The organism is Lactococcus sp. S64 (assembly GCF_016516525.1).
Taxonomy (GTDB): Bacteria; Bacillota; Bacilli; order Lactobacillales; family Streptococcaceae; genus Lactococcus; species Lactococcus lactis.
In genome coordinates this window covers 40,927-61,498 of the sequence record NZ_JACVUQ010000009.1, presented here as the reverse complement: position 1 = coordinate 61,498, position 20,572 = coordinate 40,927, and the positions used below count along the sequence as shown (strand labels likewise).

The window sequence follows — 20,572 nt, the reverse complement described above, 5'->3', positions numbered from 1 at the left end:
TTAACCTTTTGAAAACCAGAACACAATCGTCAATATAATGAATAGTGATAAATTTACAAAACATAATCCAAAAGCCATTAATTTTCGATAAGTTCCAGTTATTTCTACTTTTACTTTCTCAGAAATTTTCATGAAAAGCGGAAGTAAATAAATTAGAAATGGTGTATAATATCGTCCTTGCTCACCAATACTCACGTTCCCTTTCCCACCAGTCCAGCCAAGATACATCATAGTTCCAGTAAGAAGTATATTAAAGACAAAAATACAACTACTGATGAAAATTACTCGATTATCTATTTTTACTTTTTTATCACTTAGCATCAGCCATGACAAAATAACAAAAGTCAGGATAATGAGCCATTCTGGTAAACGATAACTGAACGCACTAAAGGCTCCTACCATACCTGATACAATTATAGGATCTAAATTTCCGTTCATCCACGTTGCAAAATAAGTATTAAACATAATGTGTGCCCATCTCACAAAACCTCCGTGAGATTGAAAGAGAAAACGAAATATTACAAAACTTCCAATAACTAATACAAGTAGGACTAACCATTTGCGCTTATTCCAAAAGCTCCAAAAACGATGACTCAAAGTCTGGATTTTTTTATTATTAAAGAATGTTGTGGGGAGTGTCAACAGTAGGGATAATAAAATTAATGCAGATTTTTTCGTCAAATAAAACCCTAATAAAATTAAAGGAAAGTAGATTACCCACTTCCAAGAAATTTTATGTTGTCCTGACCAAATTCTTGTCATTAATGAAAATACAAGAAATACAGTTACAAAAAGTGTTGTATCATAAGAGAGTGAGGCTGCTTGCTGAATAGTAATAGGAAAGAGAGCAATTACGCTTATAGGGAGCTTCCCGAAAGCCGCTTTTTTAATTGCAATATAAATCAATCCTATATAAAAAAGTAAGTTAAATACTCTTCCTAAAAAAAACATTAAACCATAACTTGGGTAGATCAGGTATCCAAGTAAAACTCCCAAAGCTTGGGGAAGATGTAGCAGGCTCTCTTTATTAAATTTAATTCGAAAATGGGACTGTTCTAAAACTTCCACTTTACGTGTAAAGCTAAGTTTAAATAAATCATCTGCACTACCAGCGACTGATGTATCTCGAATAGCAAATAAGTCTTCAGCCCCTAAAAGTCGTTGCTTAGATGGGGTATTTGCAACATTTTTCTCCATCTCTTTATTGCTAAGAAACTCATTAAAACTTATATTAAAATGATAAGTTTCATCAGGTACGGAAGCAACCGGCATAATTATAGCTGCTATCAAACCAAAAAATAATGAAAAACTGACAAAAAGAGTAGTAATTTTGATATTTTTTAACTTAGCCATGAATTGCCTCTATAAATTCATCCTTATGTTTCGTTGTTTTATAAGTACTAATCGCTTTTCTTTTAGCATTAATACCTAAAACTTCCAATTTAGTTTTATTATTAACTAAATCCCTCAACTGTTCATACCACATGCCATCAGCTACTAGAACTCCTGTGGTTCCATTGGTTATGATATCAGAAAAACTTCCTATATCACTCGCTACTGTAGCGACACCTACTAAAGATGCTTCTAACCATTTAATTTCAGATTTTGCTCGGTTAAACACGGTATCAACTAGTGGCGCAAGATTAATATCCATATCTGAAACCAAAGAAGGCAAAAGAGTCCAATCTACGAAATCATGAATGACAAGTTGCTCTTTGTAGCGTTTCATTTCATCAGGAATTGTCAAATGGCCTACTAAATGTAGTTCTGTTTGAGGGAACTCTTTTAAAATCTTTAGAATAGCAGACCTAATTAAATCAAAGTTTTCATTATGTGTAATTGAACCTGAAAAATATCCAATTTTTATTTTTTTCTTATCTTTGATATTTTTAGTGATGGCTTGTTTGCTGATTGATATTAGCTCTTCGCTTGCTAAATTACGGTTAAGATAAACTGGTTTTCCTAATTTTGATAACTCATTTTTTAAATCAGTTGTTGAGGTAATAAAAGCATCACATACCTTCATTAATTTACCATAACTTCTTACACCCGAGTCATAGGCTTCTTTCTCTTGTTTGCCTAATGTTTTTACGTATTCTAGTTGATCTGTATAACTAGTATCATAGACCAAGTCATCAATATCATAGAAAACAGGTTTGTTATATTTATGAGCTAGTTCAACCAATTTCTTAAATTGTTCACTATAAGGGGTACGATAAATGATAATCTGACTCGCGTATTCTGCGTAGCCCATTTGAAAATCACTTGCATTAACAGTCCAAACATCATGACCGAAACTTCGGAGCTGTTCGGCTTTATTAATGACACGATATCTAGTACATTGCGGAATTTGATTTTCAACTCCATCTATTATTAAAATGTGTTCAGGATGAGGAGCATGTTTAATGGTGTTAATTACCTCATCAAGAATTTCTTTTGGAAACTCTGTTTCATTTTTAATATAATTAATTAAATCAGGTACTTCTGTTTTTCTTTCTAATCCTTGCCATGCAAACTTATCATCTGTATCATTTGAAAACGCTGTGTACTTAACTAGCGGAACATCAAATTTTTTGAGCATTGTTAATGGATGGATATACATAGCAGAATCTTCATTATTCCCAGCAACTGCCCCATGAATAAAACCTAAATCCGAAAAATATTTGGTGAAAACCGTTTCATGTTTTCCAATTGCTTTATTCCGAGAATCTGTATCAGATAAATTTTCCCAATACTGTAAAAACTCAGGGGTTTGGAACATGTTTTTTTCAATTACTAAAAAATAGGATTGGAGGTGTTCATGGATTGCACCATAGGGATTAAAACCTGTGAAATCTGCTTGTTTTTCACCATAAGATATCCCCCAAAAATCTAATTTTTGAGTAGACATTTTTTGAAAAACTGCTGATAGATCCTTCATTGGGCCAACATTGGTATCATTAACCAAAAGTAGTTCATCAAAGTTCGCTAATTCATCTTTTAAAAGTAAGATTCCATGGCGAAACGCAGCTGTATCATAACCTGTATTCTCTCTACTGATTACCTGACCAAATTCTTCTAACTTTTTAACATCAGTATCAGCAAGAGTGCTATTTAAAACAATTAAAACTTTATCAGAAAGGTCTGCGAGAGCTTTTAAGAAAAATAATTTGTAAGATTGTAGTTGAGGTTGATCTTCATAAATTACATAAATTAATACCCGTTTAGGATTTTCATAATTATTTAATCGACGAGTCTTTTTACGTTTATTTTTATTTATTTGCAGCTGTAAACTTTTTAATGGATGAAAATGTTTCTGAGTCTTCCGCAAGATTTTGCCTGGCGCTTTAACCAATAGTCCCGGATTTTTAGTTAAAACATATTTCATTCGTTCAAGATTTGTTGGCACTGTTTCTACCTCCTTTCCTTTTATTGTTTCAGAGCGTTTTCAGAAGACTAGCTGCCTCTTTATCTTCAGGGTTACGATAGATAAATCGAATATCCTCACCAGGTTGAGTCACCGCTATAACCTCAGTTTGAGATAATGGGTTATCATTTTCCCAATCGGATGGATCTTTACGAAGCGTCGCCCCTAACTGAAACTCTGTATTATGAAAATTTTCCATCGGAATTTCTGCAGAAACACTCTCGCCAATTTTAACTTCTTGTGCTGGGGATTCATAAGCCGCTCCCCCTCGGGTAGCATCATAAAGAAAATATGATAGATAAAGTCTTTTTTCTGCTTTGGTCTGCTCTGAGTTTGCTTCAAAATGTACAGTAAAAGATAACTTGTCACTTGTTTTTGTTAATAAAGTCTTAGAATCAGTAGTTAACCAAACTCTATCAGCTAGAGCATCATGTTCAGCATGCTGAGTTACTTTCAAATTATCAGCTGAGTACAAATTTGTTACATGTTGAACATCTGTATTTTCAGCTGCAAAGCCATCCGAAATATAAACTGCTTTATTACAATAACGTTGAACAGCGCTCATATCATGCGTCACTAAAATAACTGTTTTTGACTTATCTTTTTTGGTTTCAACAAAAAATTCATTACATTTGCGTTGAAAAGCTTCATCCCCAACAGCCAAGACCTCGTCGAGAACAAGAATATCTCCTTTTGCCTTTATGGCAACAGAAAATGCCAGTCGAACTTGCATTCCACTGGAATAATTTTTTAATTTTTGATTCATAAATTCACTAAGTTCAGCAAATTCAACAATTTCATCATACATTTCACCAATTTCTTCTGGAGAAAAGCCTAGCATAGCTCCATTAAGAAATACATTTTCACGTCCAGTAAGTTCTGGATTAAACCCTACACCAAGTTCAATAAAACTGACTAGCTTGCCATTAACAGTCACATTTCCTTTTTCTGGCGTATATATTTGTGAAATAATTTTTAAAAGTGTTGATTTTCCGGAACCATTTCGACCTACGATACCAAAAAAATCCCCTTTTTCTACTTCAAAGTTTATATCTTTTAATACGTGTTGTTCTTTATATCCCTTGACTCCACGGAGCCTATTGATTAAGGTAGTACGAAGACTTGTTGAACTTTCGGTAGGGAGTCGAAAATATTTACTGACATGATCTATTTTTACTGCAATTTCAGACATTTTTTAGCTCCTTATTAAATAATTTCAGCAAACTTGTTCGCATGCTTCATGAAAAACCAATATCCAAAAGCAAAAACGAAAATTGGTATAAGATATGGAAGTATAATAACCCAAGAGTGATCCCAAAGTTGCCAAAGTGTTGGATTTGTATTGTTACTAAAAGTCAAGATATAGCGCAAGTCCTGAATAATTTGAGCCATTGGATTAAGCATGAGAATTTTTGCAACAAATAAATGGTTTGTGGAAATTTGTGTGATTGGGTAGATAATTGGGGTTCCATAAAATCCTGCTTGCATTATTACTTCCCAAATTGGTCCTAAATCACGGAAATATACAAATAATGTTGATAAAATAAAAGCTAATCCGGTAGTAAACAGAATCAATTCAATAAGTAAAGGGACAACAAAAATGATATTCCAACTAAAAGAAACACCATTGATAATTGCAAATCCCAAAACAACAATAAGAGAAATAATAAGATTAATCAAAGCATTTATAACTACCGAGAAGATAATGACAGGTTTCGAAAAATTGACCTTTCTTAATAAATCGACTCTACTGACAATGGATAACATTCCAACATTTGTCGCTTCACCAAAGAAATTCCAAACCGTAATCCCTAGTAAAAGTGCTACAGCAAAGTGGGGGGTACTCGCTCCAAATCTCATAAAACGTACAAACACTAAGTACATAATTACAAAGAGTAAAATAGGTTTCAAAACTGACCATAAGTATCCAATAACAGATCCTTGATACCTTAATTTAAAGTCAGTTTTAACAAGCTCTTTAAGTAGAATTTGATTTCTACGGCTGAAGAAATTCATTTATTTTTTTCCTTTATATGCAAATTTTGTGATGATAAGTGTGCGAAAGATTCTTGTATGATAATTTTTATTTTTACGTAAATTGTATCGATCAAGAATTTGTCGACGCTCTGCTTTGGGTTGTTTTAAAATATTGACATAATCACTGACAAGTGCTCTATCAGCTTCCGACATTAGTGACAAATTTTCTGTCAGTAATTTTTGAGCTTGTTTTTGACTGGCTGTAATGAGCCACCAATATTTTTCAAACCAAAAGTTTGGGTGTATCCATTTTTTTATCCGTTTTGAGAGGGTTCTTGCCCCCAAAACATTAGAATCGTGTTGACGATAAAGATGAGTAGGTTGGTCAATATAAACCAACTCACCGAGTGCAGCTGCTACTATTGCCAAATACCAATCATGCATAATAATATCATTTGTGCTTTGCCAAAGTTGTGCAAGCTCATGATTAATCATACTCGCTCCACCTGTGACCGTATTTTCGGTCAATTCTTGAACAAGCTTTGTATTTGCATGCTCAGACTGACTGCGTATCATGGATTCCGAAGTCACATTAAGGTTTCTGTCAGTAACTTTCAAATCTGTATAATACATAACCGGTTTACTATTATCATGTTTCTTAGTTTCTTCTAGCATTACTGACAGCTTCTCTGGCAACCAATAGTCATCTTGGTCAGCAAAAAAATAGAAGTCAGCATTGTTATTATCTGTTACAAGCTCATGAAAGGATTTAATCACCCCAACATTTTCAGCTCGAATTAATTTAATTCTGTTGTCTTTACTGACAAAATCATCAACAATTTCGCAGGTTCTATCACTTGAACCATCGTCACGAATAATTAAATTCCAGTCAGTATAAGTTTGTTTTTGAATACTCTCAATCTGATCAGCGACGAACTTCTCGCCGTTGTAGGTTGACATTAAAATATTAACTCTCATCTCCGCCTCTGGCTAGGTTCTCCATTTTTCTTAAAGGCTCAGACTCATCAGTAAACTTTGGAGCGAAAAGGTCCTCATATTGAGCACAAATATGCTCCCAAGTATATTTTTCTTCGATAATTGCCTGAGCTTTTTCGTGTAATCTTTGACCTTCATCTGGGGTCAAATTTTCAACTTCTGACAAAGTTGTCAGTAAATTTTCCTTGTCAAAATAAATGACGGAATCGCCTGCTGTCGTCCGGTTGAAATTGACTCCTAAGACAACATTGACCGCTGTTGACCACATGGCCTCAAGCAATCCAGGATTTGTCCCCCCTACCTCATGACCATGTAAATAAGCAAAGGCATGTTCACGAATATATCTCAATTCGTTTTGATTATAGACTGTTCCAACAAATTTAATTCGTGCATCCTTGTCGAATTGCGTTTTTTCGCGCAATTCTTTGAAGTAAGCATTGCCTTCGTGATTAGTAATAATCACAAGGTCTCGTTTTGTTGAACTTTTCATGAAGGCTCTAATTAGCGTTTCATAATTATTTTCAGGCACAAAGCGTCCTACAATCAAATAATAATCATTAACTTTATATTTTACCAGAGTTTCTGATTCTGTCAAATCGGACTTGAACTTTTCTGTTCCATAAGCAATCACTTCTGATTCAACTTGTCCATATTCACTTGTTAAATATTCTTTAATTCCTGCGTTATCTGAAATAATCAAATCAGCATATCGCACCATTTTTTTCTCAGCAAATTTCAAATAAGAACGAATTGGTGCTGCCCACTTGGTTCTTTTCCATTCCAATCCATCAGGATTGACAAATAATTTTCCACCAAGTTTATGGATTTTATTAGCATAATGGCCAATAAATCCACCTGCTGTATTCCCAAGAATATAAAAAATAGGCGCTTTGATTTCTTCTTTTTTACAATATTTAAGTGCCGCATTAATGGCTAAAATATCATAAGCAATCACACGTGCTGAACCAATTTTGGGTAACTTAATTACAAAACAATCTGCTCCAAGATACTCAAAATGTTCTCCAGGTAGTGCCATGTCTGAATTCTCACTTTGACAAGCTACATGATATTTTATATTTTTATTATTTTGATGTTTGACGAGTTCTTCAACAAATGTTTCAAACCCTCCATATTTCGCTGGTAAGCCACGGCTACCAATGATAAAAACGTGTTTTTTCATGTTGTTCCTTTTACTCACTAAAATTTATTTAGTGATTATTTCAGCCTCTCAAAATGAGAATTCTGTCAGTACTGACGAGCTTTTGCAGGTCGCTGACAGAATTTTCAATTAGTTTATTTTAATGACAGTGTCATTATTTTTTGTTAATTTCGCCTTTTACGCCATCTTTATTTTCACGCAAATCGCCTTTTTCAAGCATACTTGTTAAAGCTTCTTGCCATGTTGGAATGACAAAACCTGTCGCTTTTGCTTTTTCAAGACTCATTGTTGAATTAAATGGACGTTTTGCTTTTGCCGGGAATTTGCTTGAATCCACAGGTTTAACAAGCACATCTGTGTCTTTCAAGATTTCTTTGGCAAAATCAAACCAAGTCACATCTTCACCAGGCGCAGCATCGTTTGTTAGATGATAAAAACCAAAATCAGCTTTTTCATTAACCAAATAAACCATAAATTCAGCAAGTGTACGTGTCCAAGTTGGTCTGCCGTGTTGATCATTAACAACGGTTAATTCTGGAAAACGTGTCGCCAAGTTTTGCATTGTGAAGACAAAGTTTGGTCCATAAGAACCAAAAACCCAAGCAGTACGGATGATGTAATGTTTTACACCAGAAGCCACAACTGCTTCTTCACCAAGATGTTTCGTCCGTCCATATTCAGATTCAGGAGCTTTTGGTGCATCAACTGGCCACTCTTGGCCAATTGGCAAAGTTCCGCCAAAAACATAGTCAGTTGAAATATAAACAAGTGTTGCCCCAACACGTGCTGCCGCTTCGGCTACATTTTTAGTTCCATCAACATTGATTTTTTCATCAAGTTCACGACCTTCGTCTTCAGCTTTATCAACAGCTGTATAAGCCGCACAATGATAGACAAGTTCAGGTTTATTTTCATCAAAGAATTTATCAACAGCGACGCCGTCAGTAATATCGAGTTCTTTAGCATCTGTTGCTGTATAAGCTATGCCACGTTCATCAAGTAAATGACGCAACTCTGTTCCAAGTTGTCCATTTCCACCTGTTATTAAAATCATTTGTTCTCCAATCTTTAATTTTTTACTGACAGATTTTTTCATTATTACTGTCAGTAACTTTTAGATAATATAATTGGAATTTATTTTATTTATCCAAAACTTTTTGTGTTTCAGCATATTTTGCTTCAACAGCTTCTTTTTCAGCTTTCCACCAGTTTTCGTTTTCACGATACCAGTCGATTGTCGCTTGCAAACCAGATTCAAAGTCAGTATGTTTTGGAGTCCAACCAAGTTCTGTACGTAATTTACTATTATCAATCGCGTAACGAAGGTCATGTCCAGCACGGTCAGTTACACGGTCATAATCGTCTTTATCTTTGCCCATACGAGTCAAAATATCTTCAAGAACTTCTTTGTTATTTTTTTCACCGTCTGCACCGATAAGATAAGTTTCACCCATACGACCTTTAGTCAAAATTGTCCAAACACCTGATGAATGGTCTTCTGTATGAATCCAGTCACGAACGTTTTTACCATCACCGTAAAGTTTTGGTTTGATTCCTGAAAGAATATTAGTAATTTGACGAGGAATAAATTTTTCGATGTGTTGGAAAGGTCCGTAGTTATTTGAGCAGTTTGAAATTGTTGCTTTAAGCCCAAATGAACGGACCCAAGCACGAACAATCAAATCAGAAGCCGCTTTAGTTGAAGAGTAAGGGCTTGATGGATTGTAAGGTGTTTTGTCAGTAAATTTTTCACCTTCACCTTCGCCATGACCTGGCAAATCTTCACGATAAGGCAAATCACCATAAACTTCATCAGTAGAAACATGGTGGAAACGTAAATCATATTTACGAGCCGCTTGAATCAACGTATAAGTTCCGATAAAGTTTGTTTGGATAAATTCATCTTGAGATTTCAAAGAATTATCATTATGGCTTTCAGCTGCATAGTGAACAATTGCGTCTGCTTTAGAAGCTACTTGATCAACAATTTCAGGGTCTGCAATGTCGCCAACAACAAGTTCGACACGTCCACTGTCAAATAACATGTTAATGTTATTAACATTTCCTGCATAAGTTAATTTATCCAAAACTGTGATATGCACGTCTGGATGATTGTTATAAACATAGTGTACAAAGTTTGAGCCAATAAATCCTGCTCCACCTGTTACAACGATATTTTTAAATTCAGTCATGTTTTTTCCTTTTTTGATTATTTATTAGTAAATCTTGAAAATTAATCCACTCGATATTCTCTGACAAATTTTGCTTTTGGTACAGCTTTTAAATATTTTCCATTGAAGACCAAATAATCGCCAATAGGGACTGTCATTTTGAGTAAACCACCGACATTTTTTACTGACAGCGATTTATCATTCCAAGAAAAGCCCCCGTCAGTAAATGCCTGATTGGCCCAGCTTGGTCTGTCAGTATTTTTTTCAACTTGCCAAAATTCTAAACGTTTTTTAGTTCGTAAATGTAAAGCAAACATTAGAGTTCATCAGCCTTCAAAGCTTTTACATCTTTTAATAATGGATGATTTTTATCAGCTTCAGAAACTTCAGCATTTTCAACATCTTCCCACTTAATTCCCAAAGTTGGGTCAGCATAATTCACAAAAGCGTATTTAGGTTTAAGTTCAAGTGCCCAGTAATCATTAACTAAATAGCTATAAGAAACTGTGTCAGACAAAACTTGGAATCCATTAGCCACACCACGTGGAACAAAAATTCCTTTACTTGCATCAATCACAGTTTGATAAACATGGCCGAAATTTTCTCCTTCACGTAAATCAACCCATGCGCCTAAAACACTTCCGCCATCAGCGACAGAAATATACTTATCCCAAGGTTCAGCGTGGAGGCCACGCAAAACATTTTTACGAGAAAAACTTACATTGTTTTGTAATTTTTCTTCGGCAAAGAAGCTTTCTGGAAAGCCAAGTGGCATCATTTTTTCTTTTTGGAAATTTTCTTTAAACCATCCACGATTATCACCATGAACTGGGATATCAAATTCTAACATTCCAGGAATTTGGCTGATTTCTCGTGCAGCCAATGTTTTTTCAAAAAAATTATCAGTCATATTTTTCTTTCTAATCACTATTTTCAAAGTTTATTCAAGAACAACGCTAACTTCATTCAGTCACTTATCTTTTTTCGCTTTTGCATTGACGTGTGATTTTTGAATGTGTTCGAGCGTTAGGTTATTAGGTACATCTGGATGATGTTTTCGACAAAGAACATAAAGTCCATCAGCTGTGCGATGAAGTCCAATTCGATGACAACCTGGTGCATGACATTTTAGTCTTCGCCAAACAACAGCAAAGACACCAAAAAGTGGCAAACAGCTGAAAAATCCGCCCCACCACGCTGACCAACCTGCGTCAGTCACACCAGTAAACCACAAAAACCATTCCCAAATATTTTTTAGCATTGATTGTCCTTCTTGTACTTTGACAACTTTACTTTAATAATGACTTTTTAGTCTTTTCCAATCAAACGAAGCAAGTATTGACCATACTCATTTTTCTTAAGCGGTTGAGCCAATTTAAGAACATCGTCAGCTGTAATATAACCCATACGATAAGCAATTTCTTCCAAGTTTGCCACTTGCATATTTTGCATCCGTTGAACTGTTTCAATATATTGTGCGGCTTCAAGGAGAGATTCATGTGTTCCAGTATCTAACCAAGCAAAACCACGGCCCATTAATTCAACTGATAAATCGCCACGTTCAAGATAAGCTTTATTTACGTCAGTAATTTCAAGCTCTCCACGAGGTGAAGGTTCAATGTTTTTGGCAATTTCAATAACATCATTATCGTAGAAGTATAAACCAGTTACTGCATAATTTGATTTAGGTTCTTCTGGTTTTTCTTCAATAGAAACAGCATTCATGTTTTCATCAAATTCAACGACACCAAAACGTTCTGGATCAGGAACATGATAACCAAAAACAGTGGCTCCTTTTTCTTTTGCAGCTGCATTTTGGAGCATTTTAGACATTCCAGGTCCGTGATAAATATTATCACCTAAAATAAGCGCAACTGAATCATCACCAATAAATTCTTCACCAATAATAAAAGCTTGAGCCAATCCATCTGGTGATGGTTGTACCGCATATTGCAGATTAATCCCAAACTCAGAACCGTCTTGAAGTAACTCTTTAAAACGTGGGGTATCTGTTGGTGTCGAGATAATCAAAATGTCTTTAATCCCAGCCAACATCAAAGTTGACAATGGGTAATAAATCATTGGTTTATCGTAAATAGGCATCAATTGTTTTGAGGCAGCACGTGTGAGTGGGTAAAGTCGTGTTCCAGACCCTCCTGCTAAAATAATCCCTTTCATCAAAGGACCTCCATAATCATAATTAATCAATATACATTATAACACAAAATTTTTATCAATACACAACCCTCCGTGGTCATTTTGAGGATAAAAGGTTGATAAATAGGCATTTCTGATACTATTTTAAAACGCTAATGAAAAGATTCTACCTATATAAATAAAAAATCTCTAAAATCAGAGACTTTCTTTTTTATCTTCTTGGTTGAGCAACCAAAGCAGATTGAATGTTAAATTGACGTTTCAAGAGCCAACGAACTCCAAAGGCTACAAGTCCAACAATAACTAAAGCAATTGCGGGAAGTTGCAAATTAACTGATGTTGGCAAAAGACCAGAGAAGATGGTTACCGCAATCCAAAGGAGAACTGACAAAGTGGTTGCTGCAAAACCTTTCCAATTCCAAGTCCTACGACTGTTATCCGCTTTAGGACGATAAAAGTAACGATACATCATATACATTACCAAACCAGCAACTGCCGCTGACAAGATTGTTGTAATCAAGCCATAAACCGGAGCCTTAGAAGTGATAAGTGCGGTTACTCCATTTAAAAGAGAAATAAATCCTAAAAAGAGTAGGCTACTATCAAGCCACATCAAAACTGGATTTTCATTTTTTTCACTGACAGGTCTGTCAGCAACTTTTGGTTGATATTGAGCAACAAATTCAGTTGGCGCTCCCAATAATTTACGAGCAATAATTCCTGATTTTTGACCTTCAATAATTTGCGGAAGAATGTCATTCAAGATTTCTTTAACTTCTTCATCTGATTTCCCAACTAAAATCAGTTGTTTCGTTACCGAATGAATGTATTCTTTATTTTTAGCAGTAAGTTCTTCGATTAAATTTTCCATAATCTCATTTTATCAGAAAGCGTGAAAAAAAACAGCCAAAAATAGTCAAAAGCTTGATTTTTTTATTTGAAAAATGTTATAATCAACAAGTATGTTGTTTTTAAGCACATAAAAATCTAATGGGAGGTAAATATCATGTCTAAAGAATGTTATTTTACTGGTCGTAAGACTGTTTCAAGTAACAACCGTTCACACGCGATGAATCAAACTAAACGTGTAGTTAAACCAAATCTTCAAAAAGTTACAATTCTTGAAAACGGTGAACTCAAAACTGTATGGGCTTCAGCTAAAGCTTTGAAGAAATTGCCAGCAGGCGTAGAACGCGTATAATTTTTGTTTTTTGCAAAACACAAAAATATCCTGTCATCTGACGGGGTTTTTTATTTACTGACAGCTCTGTCAGTAAATAAAATTGTTACCAACAAACTCTGTCAGCGCTGACAAATGGTAAATTTCAAAAAGCAGTTCAAAAGAGCTGTTTTATTTTATAAAAGTATGATAAAATGAGTAATGATATTTAAATAATATGGAGGAAAGTGCCGTTTGTCAGTCAATTTTTCTTTATTTACAAAAATTTGTAAATTATTGACGACGGTACAGCTATGAAAATGAGTGTTACTATCAACAACCAACACGGGAATGTCGATATTGCTACCGAAGTCATTGCAACGGTTGTAGGTGCATCTACAACTGAAATTTTCGGCGTAGTCGGCATGACCAGTAAATCTGCTGTTAAAGATAATGTTCGCAGTGTTTTGCGTCAAGAAAACTATTCTAAAGGAGTTGTCGTTACAACTGCTGACAACGAAACTTCTATCGATGTTTATGTTGTCATTTCTTATGGTGTAAAAATTAGCGAAGTTGCAAAAAATATTCAAGAACGTGTTCGTTTCAATCTCGAAAATCAACTTGGCATCACAGCCAGTAGCGTAAACGTATATGTACAAAATGTGAAGGTGGTTGAAGATTAGTGTCAAATATTAATGCAAGTAAATTTCAAGAAATGGTTCAAGCAGCGGCAAGCCGTTTGAACGAACAAGCCGAATATGTTAACTCGCTTAATGTTTTCCCTGTTCCCGATGGAGATACAGGAACAAACATGGGCATGACCATTACAAATGGGGCAAAAGATGTTGCTTCTAAACCAGCTGATACTGTTGGTCAAGTGGCTCAAATTCTTTCAAAAGGTCTTCTTATGGGGGCTCGTGGAAATTCTGGTGTTATTTTAAGCCAACTTTTCCGTGGTTTCGCTCAATATGTTAAAGATTACGAAGAAATTGATGGAATCCATCTTGCAGCTGCACTTCAAAATGGGGTCGAAGTAGCCTATAAGGCAGTTATGAAACCTGTTGAGGGGACAATTTTAACTGTTTCTCGTGGTGCTGCTGAGTTAGCAAAACGCAAAACTGACGAAACTGATGATGCTGTTAAAATTATGGAAGCAGCACTTGAAGGAGCTAAAAAAGCACTTGCCATGACTCCTGATATGCTCCCAGTTCTTAAAGAAGTTGGAGTTGTTGACTCTGGTGGTCAAGGTTTGGTTTATATCTATGAAGGCTTTTTAATGGCGCTTAATGGTGAATTCGTACCAGAAACACCTGTTGCCGAACTTGGCGCAATGGACCGTATGGTTAATGTTGAACACGAAAGTGTTGCCAATGCTTCAACAGCGGACATCAAATTTGGTTATTGTACAGAAATCATGGTTGAACTCGGTAAAGGTCCAACTTCTCGTGAAAGTTACGACCACGATAACTTCCAAGCTTATCTTGCAGGAATTGGGAATTCACTTCTTGTTGTTGATGATGAGGAAGTCGTTAAAGTCCACGTTCATACAGAAGATCCTGGTTTAGTTATGCAAGAAGGACTTAAATATGGACGTCTTGTAAAAGTTAAAGTTGACAATATGCGCCTGCAAAATGAAGGAGTCGCTGAAAAAGAAGCAAAATCAACAAATGTTTCAACTTCTACTTCTAAAAAAGACTGGGGCTTAATTGCTATTGCTGCTGGTGAAGGTTTAGCTGATATTTTCCGTGAAATGGGTGTTAATCATGTTGTTTCTGGTGGTCAAACAATGAATCCTTCGACAGAAGATATTTTGACTGCTATTGAAGCTGTTAACGCAGAAAAAGTAATTATCTTACCTAATAACAAGAATATCTTTATGGCTGCAAAATCTGCTGCTGAAGTTGCTGAAATTCCTGTTGAAGTGATTGAATCTGCCACTGTTCCTCAAGGATTTACAGCACTCTTGAGCTTTGACCCTACACGTTCAATTGAAGAAAATAAAGCCGCTATGACTGATGCGCTTCTTGATGTTAAATCAGGTTCAGTAACAACAGCCATTCGTGATACAAATGTCGATGGTATCGAAATTCATAAAAAAGATACACTTGGAATGTTGAATAACAAAATTGTTGTTTCAACACGAAAAATGAATGATGCAATCTTTGCTGTCTTTGACCAAATGATTGATGAAGATAGTGAGATTGTGGCGATTTATATTGGTGAAGAAGGCAAAAAAGCCAATGCTGACAAAATTGCTAAAGAACTTGAGAAAAAATATCCTGAAATTGAAGTTGAAATCCACGAAGGAAAACAACCGGTTTACCCATATCTCTTCTCAGTTGAGTAAAATATAGAAATAAAAAAAATTCTGATGTTAACATCAGAATTTTTCTTTTGCTTTATAAAAAGTTACTGACAGAATCATTTTTCATCGATTAAAATTTCTGTCAGTAACTTTTTTATTGAGTGTATATAATTATGAAAAGTATTTTACGTACTCTCCATAACCCTCTGCTTCTAATTGGTCAAAAGGAACGAAACGCAAAGCGGCAGAATTAATACAATAACGCAAGCCTCCCTTATCTAGGGGGCCGTCAGTAAAAACATGACCCAAATGACTGTCAGCATTACTAGAACGAACTTCTGTACGTTCCATAAATAGAGATTTATCTCGTTTTTCTTTGACAACTCCTTTATCAATCGGTTGTGTAAAGGCTGGCCAACCGCAGCCTGATTGATATTTATCTAAACTTGTAAATAGGGCTTCACCACTCACAACATCAACATACAATCCTTTTTCAAAGAAATCATCAAACTCATTAGCAAAAGGGGCCTCTGTCCCATTTTCTTGGGTAACCCGATAAGCAAGTGGGCTTAATTTCTTTTTAAGTTCTTCTTTTTCCATCAGCAATTTTCCTTTCCTACATGTGACCATTGACTGTCAACTTTTTTGACACTAGTGTAAACTTGGTTGACAAAGGGCTTGACACCTTTACATTTAGGCTGTCAATAAGCACTTTTTTGTCCAAAACAAGTCCTCATCTGATATGATTCATCCTATCAAAAATCGCTATTGATTTCCATTGAAAGTACTTAAAGATTTTAGGAGCTCCATTTATTAAATATTAAAAGTTACTGTTATTTTTCAGAAAATTCTTGTATCGTACTTTAAATTTTGATATAATCATAAATGTAAAACGTACTTGACATTTTCTGTAATCATTTGATTCCGGGAGGTAAAATGAAAACTCTTAACAATACCCATATTGGGCAAATTTATTATATTCATAAAATTATTGGGAAAAACCAAGCTAAACTGCGTGATTTAGGCATGATTTCCGATAAAAAAATAACACTAATTTCTACTGACGGCGAGAATGCAATTGTCAAAATTGATGAAACTCGCCTTGCTTTAAGTTCTGAATTTTTAGAGCAAATTTTTGTAAAAGAAGAACGTTCTAGCGAGGATATCATTGGTTTAGCTCACTTGCAAGTTGGCCAAACTGGTGTCGTTCGTATGATTGACGCAACGTCTGATATCAGGCGCCGCTTGATGGACATGGGCATTACGCGAGGAACAAGTGTTCATCTGCAAAAATTAGCACCACTTGGCGACCCTCTTGAACTTAGGCTTCGAGGCTATTCTCTCTCTTTGAGAAAGACGGATGCTGAAAAAATCAAAGTCGTTCTTGAACGATAGTAAGCAAAATTGTTGACCTATTTTTATCGTTATTTTTGTAAAGAAATTGTCCTAGAACACTTAACAAAGTCTAACGAAATTTAAGAAGAAATTTTAATAATATGAAAATAATTGCACTACTCGGAAACCCCAATAGTGGAAAAACGAGTATTTTTAATCAACTAACCGGATCAAATCAGCAAGTTGGTAATTGGCCAGGGGTCACTGTTGAAAAGAAATCTGGATTTTATCGAAAAGATAAAAGTATTTGTATCCAAGATTTGCCTGGTCTTTACTCTCTTTCTCCTTATTCACTTGATGAGCAAGTTGCCAGAGATTTTTTGACAAAAACACCACCGGATGCCCTCATTAATATTGTGGATTCGACGAATTTAGAGCGTTCACTTTATTTGACTTTACAGCTGATGGAACTTGGAATCCCTATGGTTTTAGCGCTTAATATGAGCGACCTTTTGGCTGGTCAAGGAAAAAAAATCGACATTGAAAAACTTTCTTATAGCCTTGGAATTCCTGTTGTTACAACCTCGGCCATTAAAAATAAAGGTTTAGATGAAGTTGTTAAAGTAGCACTTAAAAGTCATGAAAGTCAGCCTTTAGATTATGACCATCGACTTGAAGGGGCGCTCTCGGAAATTGGTAAAGTAACTGGTTTTACCAATCGTTTTGAACAAATAAAAGTTTTCGAAGGCGACAAACTTTTATTAGCTGGAGAAACAGATAAAGCGCTAAGCCAGCAAGTTCATACTGACAATTCTCAAGCTGGCTTATCAGCAAAACAACTGGCTGAAATTGAGGAAATTGTTTCTATCACCGAAAAATTAATGGCAGATGACCGTGAATCGATTATCGTTAATGAACGTTATGATTTAATTGGTCATATTGTTCAACTTTGCGTTACTCAGACTGAAACTGGTAAAATTAATCTGACAGATCGAATCGATCAGATTATTACCCATAAATGGTTGGGACTTCCTATTTTTGTCTTCATCATGTGGTTGGTCTATTTTATTTCTATTCAAACTGTCGGAACAGCAGCGACCGATTGGCTCAATGATGTCTTCTTTGGTCAATGGCTTCCTGATTTAATTGCCAATGGAATGAATGCTTTAGCTGTTACTCCTTGGGTTCAAGATTTAGTTTTAAATGGTGTCGTTGCCGGAATTGGGGCAATTTTAGGTTTTGTTCCACAGATTTTTGTGCTATTTTTACTTTTAGGAATTCTGGAAGATTCTGGATATATGGCTCGGGTAGCCTTTGTCATGGACCGAATTTTTAGACGCTTTGGCCTTTCTGGTAAGTCTTTTATTCCCATGCTTATTGCTTCCGGCTGTGGCGTGCCTGGAATTATGGCGACGAGAACGATTGAGCAAGAGCGTGACCGAAAAATTACAATTATGGTCACAACTTTTATGCCTTGTTCTGCCAAACTCCCTATTATCGCATTAGTTTCTGGTGCTTTTTTCCCTCATGCTTCTTGGGTTGCTCCTAGTGCTTACTTTTTGGGAATGTCCATGATTATTCTCTCCGGTATTATTTTGAAAAAAACAAGGATGTTTTCTGGTGATACTTCGGCTTTCATCATGGAACTTCCTGCCTATCATTTACCTTATGCGATGACTGTTTTAAAATATGCTTTCGACCGTGCGTTTTCTTTCGTCAAGCGGGCTGGTACGATCATTTTCGCTATGAATGTTTTGATTTGGTTCACTTCAAATTATAATTGGACCTTGGCACATGTTGATGCGAGTCAATCCATTCTTGCTGATGTTGGTAAAGTTGTTGCTGTTATCTTTGCTCCTCTTGGTTTTGGCGAGTGGCGTGCAACAGTCGCTACAATTACTGGACTAATTGCCAAAGAAACAATTGTCGGAACAATGGGTGTCCTGTTTGCTCATAATTCTTCTGACAGTCACCAACTCTGGTCTGCTGTTCAAGCCACCTATACTCCTCTTTCCGCTTATTCTCTCCTTGTTTTCAATCTGCTTTGCGCGCCATGTGTTGCTGCAATCTCAACAATTTATAAAGAAATGGGCGATGTTCGTTGGACTTTACGAGCGGTTGGTTTTCAAACTTTAGTTGCTTATAGCATGAGTTTCATTATTTATCAATTGGGTAGTTTGTTTAGCTCACAAAACTTTGATGTTTTTAGTTTATTAGCATTAATTGTATTGCCGGTTGGTTTATATTTCATTTTCAGAAAAGGGAAAGGTCTTACTTATGAACTTAGCTAGTATTGTCATTTTGGCTGTCATCCTCATTATTACTGGATTTGCCATTTTTAAAACTGTTCGTAGCAAAGGGGCTTGCGAAGACTGCAATGTTAACACTTGTCCGGTCAAGGGAGCGGCGGCTCTACCCGTTTCAGCTGAATCTCATTCAACTAAAAAAACAGATGTTAAACATGATTGTTGTAATTAAAAAAAGTTACTGACAGATTTATTATGGTTAAATTTACTACCATAACAAGTCTGTCAGTATTTTTTTAAGCTTATTTTGAATGTTTTAGAATACCGATAAATTTGTCAGTACTTTTTACTAAATAATCTTGATCTGCTTATCACTTACCCTTTGTTTATAATTGACAAGAAGAAAATTTATAACTATAATCAAAATATAACTGAAATATTATGCAAAATCTGTCAAAGTTTTTTCACAAAGGCTCACTGACAACTATTTTTTAACTCAAGAAAGGTCTTCTATGAAAAAATACATCAGCGTCTTTAGTGTTTTCTTGGTCTGGCTTGCCTACTTACTGGCACTCAATCCTATTCTCAAGGCTCTTGGTCTTATCAATTGGTTACGCAGCCTCGGACATTTTGCTTCACTAACCTCTATTATTATTCAAGAAATTCCAATTATCATCATCTTACTGCTACTCAATCATTTTTTCTGGCATCAAAAATTGCTATTTAAAGGATATAACTGGAAAAAAGCATTAGGAATACTCATTCTTCCTTTAGTCATGTTTTTGGCAGGTTTAGTTCTTGCAATAGGAAAACATGCCCCCGCTTCGTATATTTTTCTAGCCATTGGAGCTACTTTATTAATTGGTTTTGCTGAAGAACTCTCTTTTAGAGGTTTGATTTTTGGTATTTTTGTTAAAAATTCTAAAGATAAGATTATTGTTCCTTTATTTATTTCAAGTATACTATTTGGACTCATGCATTTGGTCAATATTCGTAATCAACCTTTAGGAAATACTATCATTCAAGTTCTTGGAGTTATGGCTTTTGGACTTTTCGCAGCTGTGGTTTACATGAAAACAAGCAATTTGATTTTTGCGATTGTGGTACATGCTATGAATGATTTCATGGCAATCATGGCCAGTTCGGGTAGTTTATCTTCACAACAAACCAACCCTCTGACAATTCTCTACGAATGGTTTATTTTTGGAACACTCGCTTTCGCATTATTTTACACGGGTTGGACTCAAAGAGAAAAATTCATTGCCGCCATTCAAGAACGTAGTCCACAACTTACGGCCCGTAAGTTACCTACTCTTGCTCAAAGTTCAACTTTCCGTAGAATTTTTGCCCTAGTTTCAATGATTTATGGAATTTTGATTTTACCAACGATGCTCCTTTTTTCAAAAATATCTACTAGTGCTGGCAGTCGAGCAGAAATTGCAAATAAAGCATTACCTATTTATCTTTTATTTCTTCTAGGAATCGCCCTATATATCTTTTTAATTGTTTTCTTTGATTTCCACTTAGGAAATCTTTGCTGGTTATTACTTCCTTATATCGGTGGTCCAGTCTTTGCTTTAATCGCTCTGGTTAATGGTGCAAGACCACTAACTGAAAAAACAAATCAATCTAAAACAATCAATAATAAAACTCCAAATTAA

21 protein-coding genes are annotated in these 20,572 nt (G+C 35.4%); 7 read left to right on the top strand and 14 right to left on the bottom strand.

Annotated features, from left to right (window positions below; genetic code table 11):
* The 13 genes from IAE51_RS09805 to IAE51_RS09745 form a co-directional block, all read right to left on the bottom strand.
* Entirely contained in the window at window positions 1-1,353 is a 1,353-nt protein-coding gene (locus IAE51_RS09805) for a DUF2142 domain-containing protein (RefSeq protein WP_033899129.1), read from the bottom strand.
* Window positions 1,346-3,388: a rhamnan synthesis F family protein gene (locus IAE51_RS09800; RefSeq protein WP_282800179.1), complete on the bottom strand. Its 2,043-nt coding sequence runs from the start codon at window positions 3,386-3,388 to the stop codon at window positions 1,346-1,348. Before IAE51_RS09800 ends, IAE51_RS09805 begins: the two co-directional genes overlap by 8 nt.
* 28 nt (window positions 3,389-3,416) lie before the next feature.
* A complete protein-coding gene (locus tag IAE51_RS09795; RefSeq protein ID WP_023163672.1) occupies window positions 3,417-4,598 on the bottom strand; it encodes an ABC transporter ATP-binding protein in 1,182 nt (393 codons plus the stop codon).
* 14 nt (window positions 4,599-4,612) lie between these two features.
* Complete coding sequence (locus tag IAE51_RS09790; RefSeq protein ID WP_023163671.1) at window positions 4,613-5,422, bottom strand: ABC transporter permease; 810 nt, start codon at window positions 5,420-5,422, stop codon at window positions 4,613-4,615.
* Entirely contained in the window at window positions 5,423-6,361 is a 939-nt protein-coding gene (locus IAE51_RS09785) for a glycosyltransferase family 2 protein (RefSeq protein ID WP_200095288.1), read from the bottom strand. It abuts the gene before it with no gap.
* Window positions 6,351-7,559: a beta 1-4 rhamnosyltransferase Cps2T gene (cps2T, locus tag IAE51_RS09780; RefSeq protein ID WP_033899138.1), complete on the bottom strand. Its 1,209-nt coding sequence runs from the start codon at window positions 7,557-7,559 to the stop codon at window positions 6,351-6,353. The genes IAE51_RS09785 and cps2T overlap by 11 nt, the downstream gene beginning before the upstream one ends.
* A gap of 133 nt (window positions 7,560-7,692) precedes the next feature.
* Window positions 7,693-8,592 carry a dTDP-4-dehydrorhamnose reductase gene (gene rfbD / locus IAE51_RS09775; RefSeq protein WP_200095286.1) on the bottom strand — a complete coding sequence of 300 codons (900 nt, stop codon included), beginning with the start codon at window positions 8,590-8,592 and terminating at the stop codon, window positions 7,693-7,695.
* An 85-nt stretch (window positions 8,593-8,677) separates the two neighbouring features.
* A complete protein-coding gene (gene rfbB / locus IAE51_RS09770) occupies window positions 8,678-9,730 on the bottom strand; it encodes a dTDP-glucose 4,6-dehydratase (protein ID WP_033899140.1) in 1,053 nt (350 codons plus the stop codon).
* A gap of 41 nt (window positions 9,731-9,771) precedes the next feature.
* On the bottom strand, window positions 9,772-10,026 hold the full coding sequence (locus IAE51_RS09765; protein WP_003129781.1) for a hypothetical protein: 255 nt from the start codon (window positions 10,024-10,026) through the stop codon (window positions 9,772-9,774).
* Window positions 10,026-10,619, bottom strand: coding sequence for a dTDP-4-dehydrorhamnose 3,5-epimerase family protein (locus IAE51_RS09760; RefSeq protein WP_010905193.1), 594 nt, complete (start codon window positions 10,617-10,619; stop codon window positions 10,026-10,028). The genes IAE51_RS09765 and IAE51_RS09760 overlap by 1 nt, the downstream gene beginning before the upstream one ends.
* A gap of 60 nt (window positions 10,620-10,679) precedes the next feature.
* Window positions 10,680-10,970 (bottom strand): hypothetical protein, encoded by a 291-nt coding sequence (locus IAE51_RS09755; protein ID WP_003129779.1) that lies wholly within the window; start codon window positions 10,968-10,970, stop codon window positions 10,680-10,682.
* Window positions 10,971-11,017: 47 nt separating this feature from the next.
* Window positions 11,018-11,887, bottom strand: a complete 870-nt coding sequence (gene rfbA / locus IAE51_RS09750; protein ID WP_010905191.1) for a glucose-1-phosphate thymidylyltransferase RfbA — start codon at window positions 11,885-11,887, stop codon at window positions 11,018-11,020.
* A 190-nt stretch (window positions 11,888-12,077) separates the two neighbouring features.
* A complete protein-coding gene (locus IAE51_RS09745) occupies window positions 12,078-12,737 on the bottom strand; it encodes a DUF1129 domain-containing protein (RefSeq protein ID WP_012897029.1) in 660 nt (219 codons plus the stop codon).
* A gap of 135 nt (window positions 12,738-12,872) precedes the next feature.
* Between IAE51_RS09745 and rpmB the strand changes: the two genes are divergently transcribed.
* The 3 genes from rpmB to IAE51_RS09730 all read left to right on the top strand — a co-directional run bounded on the left by rpmB (window position 12,873) and on the right by IAE51_RS09730 (window position 15,372).
* Window positions 12,873-13,067, top strand: a complete 195-nt coding sequence (gene rpmB / locus IAE51_RS09740) for a 50S ribosomal protein L28 (RefSeq protein WP_003129776.1) — start codon at window positions 12,873-12,875, stop codon at window positions 13,065-13,067.
* A gap of 278 nt (window positions 13,068-13,345) precedes the next feature.
* Complete coding sequence (locus IAE51_RS09735) at window positions 13,346-13,708, top strand: Asp23/Gls24 family envelope stress response protein (RefSeq protein ID WP_025016601.1); 363 nt, start codon at window positions 13,346-13,348, stop codon at window positions 13,706-13,708.
* Window positions 13,708-15,372 (top strand): DAK2 domain-containing protein, encoded by a 1,665-nt coding sequence (locus tag IAE51_RS09730; protein ID WP_003129765.1) that lies wholly within the window; start codon window positions 13,708-13,710, stop codon window positions 15,370-15,372. The genes IAE51_RS09735 and IAE51_RS09730 overlap by 1 nt, the downstream gene beginning before the upstream one ends.
* 129 nt (window positions 15,373-15,501) lie before the next feature.
* Here the strand turns inward: IAE51_RS09730 and msrB are convergent, their stop codons facing one another.
* Window positions 15,502-15,930, bottom strand: a complete 429-nt coding sequence (gene msrB / locus IAE51_RS09725; RefSeq protein ID WP_012897028.1) for a peptide-methionine (R)-S-oxide reductase MsrB — start codon at window positions 15,928-15,930, stop codon at window positions 15,502-15,504.
* A gap of 336 nt (window positions 15,931-16,266) precedes the next feature.
* On the opposite strand from msrB, the gene IAE51_RS09720 reads away from it, so the two are divergent.
* The 4 genes from IAE51_RS09720 to IAE51_RS09705 all read left to right on the top strand — a co-directional run bounded on the left by IAE51_RS09720 (window position 16,267) and on the right by IAE51_RS09705 (window position 20,572).
* Window positions 16,267-16,725 carry a ferrous iron transport protein A gene (locus IAE51_RS09720; protein ID WP_003129762.1) on the top strand — a complete coding sequence of 153 codons (459 nt, stop codon included), beginning with the start codon at window positions 16,267-16,269 and terminating at the stop codon, window positions 16,723-16,725.
* Window positions 16,726-16,826: 101 nt separating this feature from the next.
* Window positions 16,827-18,956 (top strand): ferrous iron transport protein B, encoded by a 2,130-nt coding sequence (gene feoB, locus IAE51_RS09715; protein WP_200095284.1) that lies wholly within the window; start codon window positions 16,827-16,829, stop codon window positions 18,954-18,956.
* A complete protein-coding gene (locus IAE51_RS09710) occupies window positions 18,943-19,143 on the top strand; it encodes a hypothetical protein (RefSeq protein WP_003129760.1) in 201 nt (66 codons plus the stop codon). Before feoB ends, IAE51_RS09710 begins: the two co-directional genes overlap by 14 nt.
* 280 nt (window positions 19,144-19,423) lie before the next feature.
* Complete coding sequence (locus tag IAE51_RS09705) at window positions 19,424-20,572, top strand: CPBP family intramembrane glutamic endopeptidase (protein WP_200095282.1); 1,149 nt, start codon at window positions 19,424-19,426, stop codon at window positions 20,570-20,572.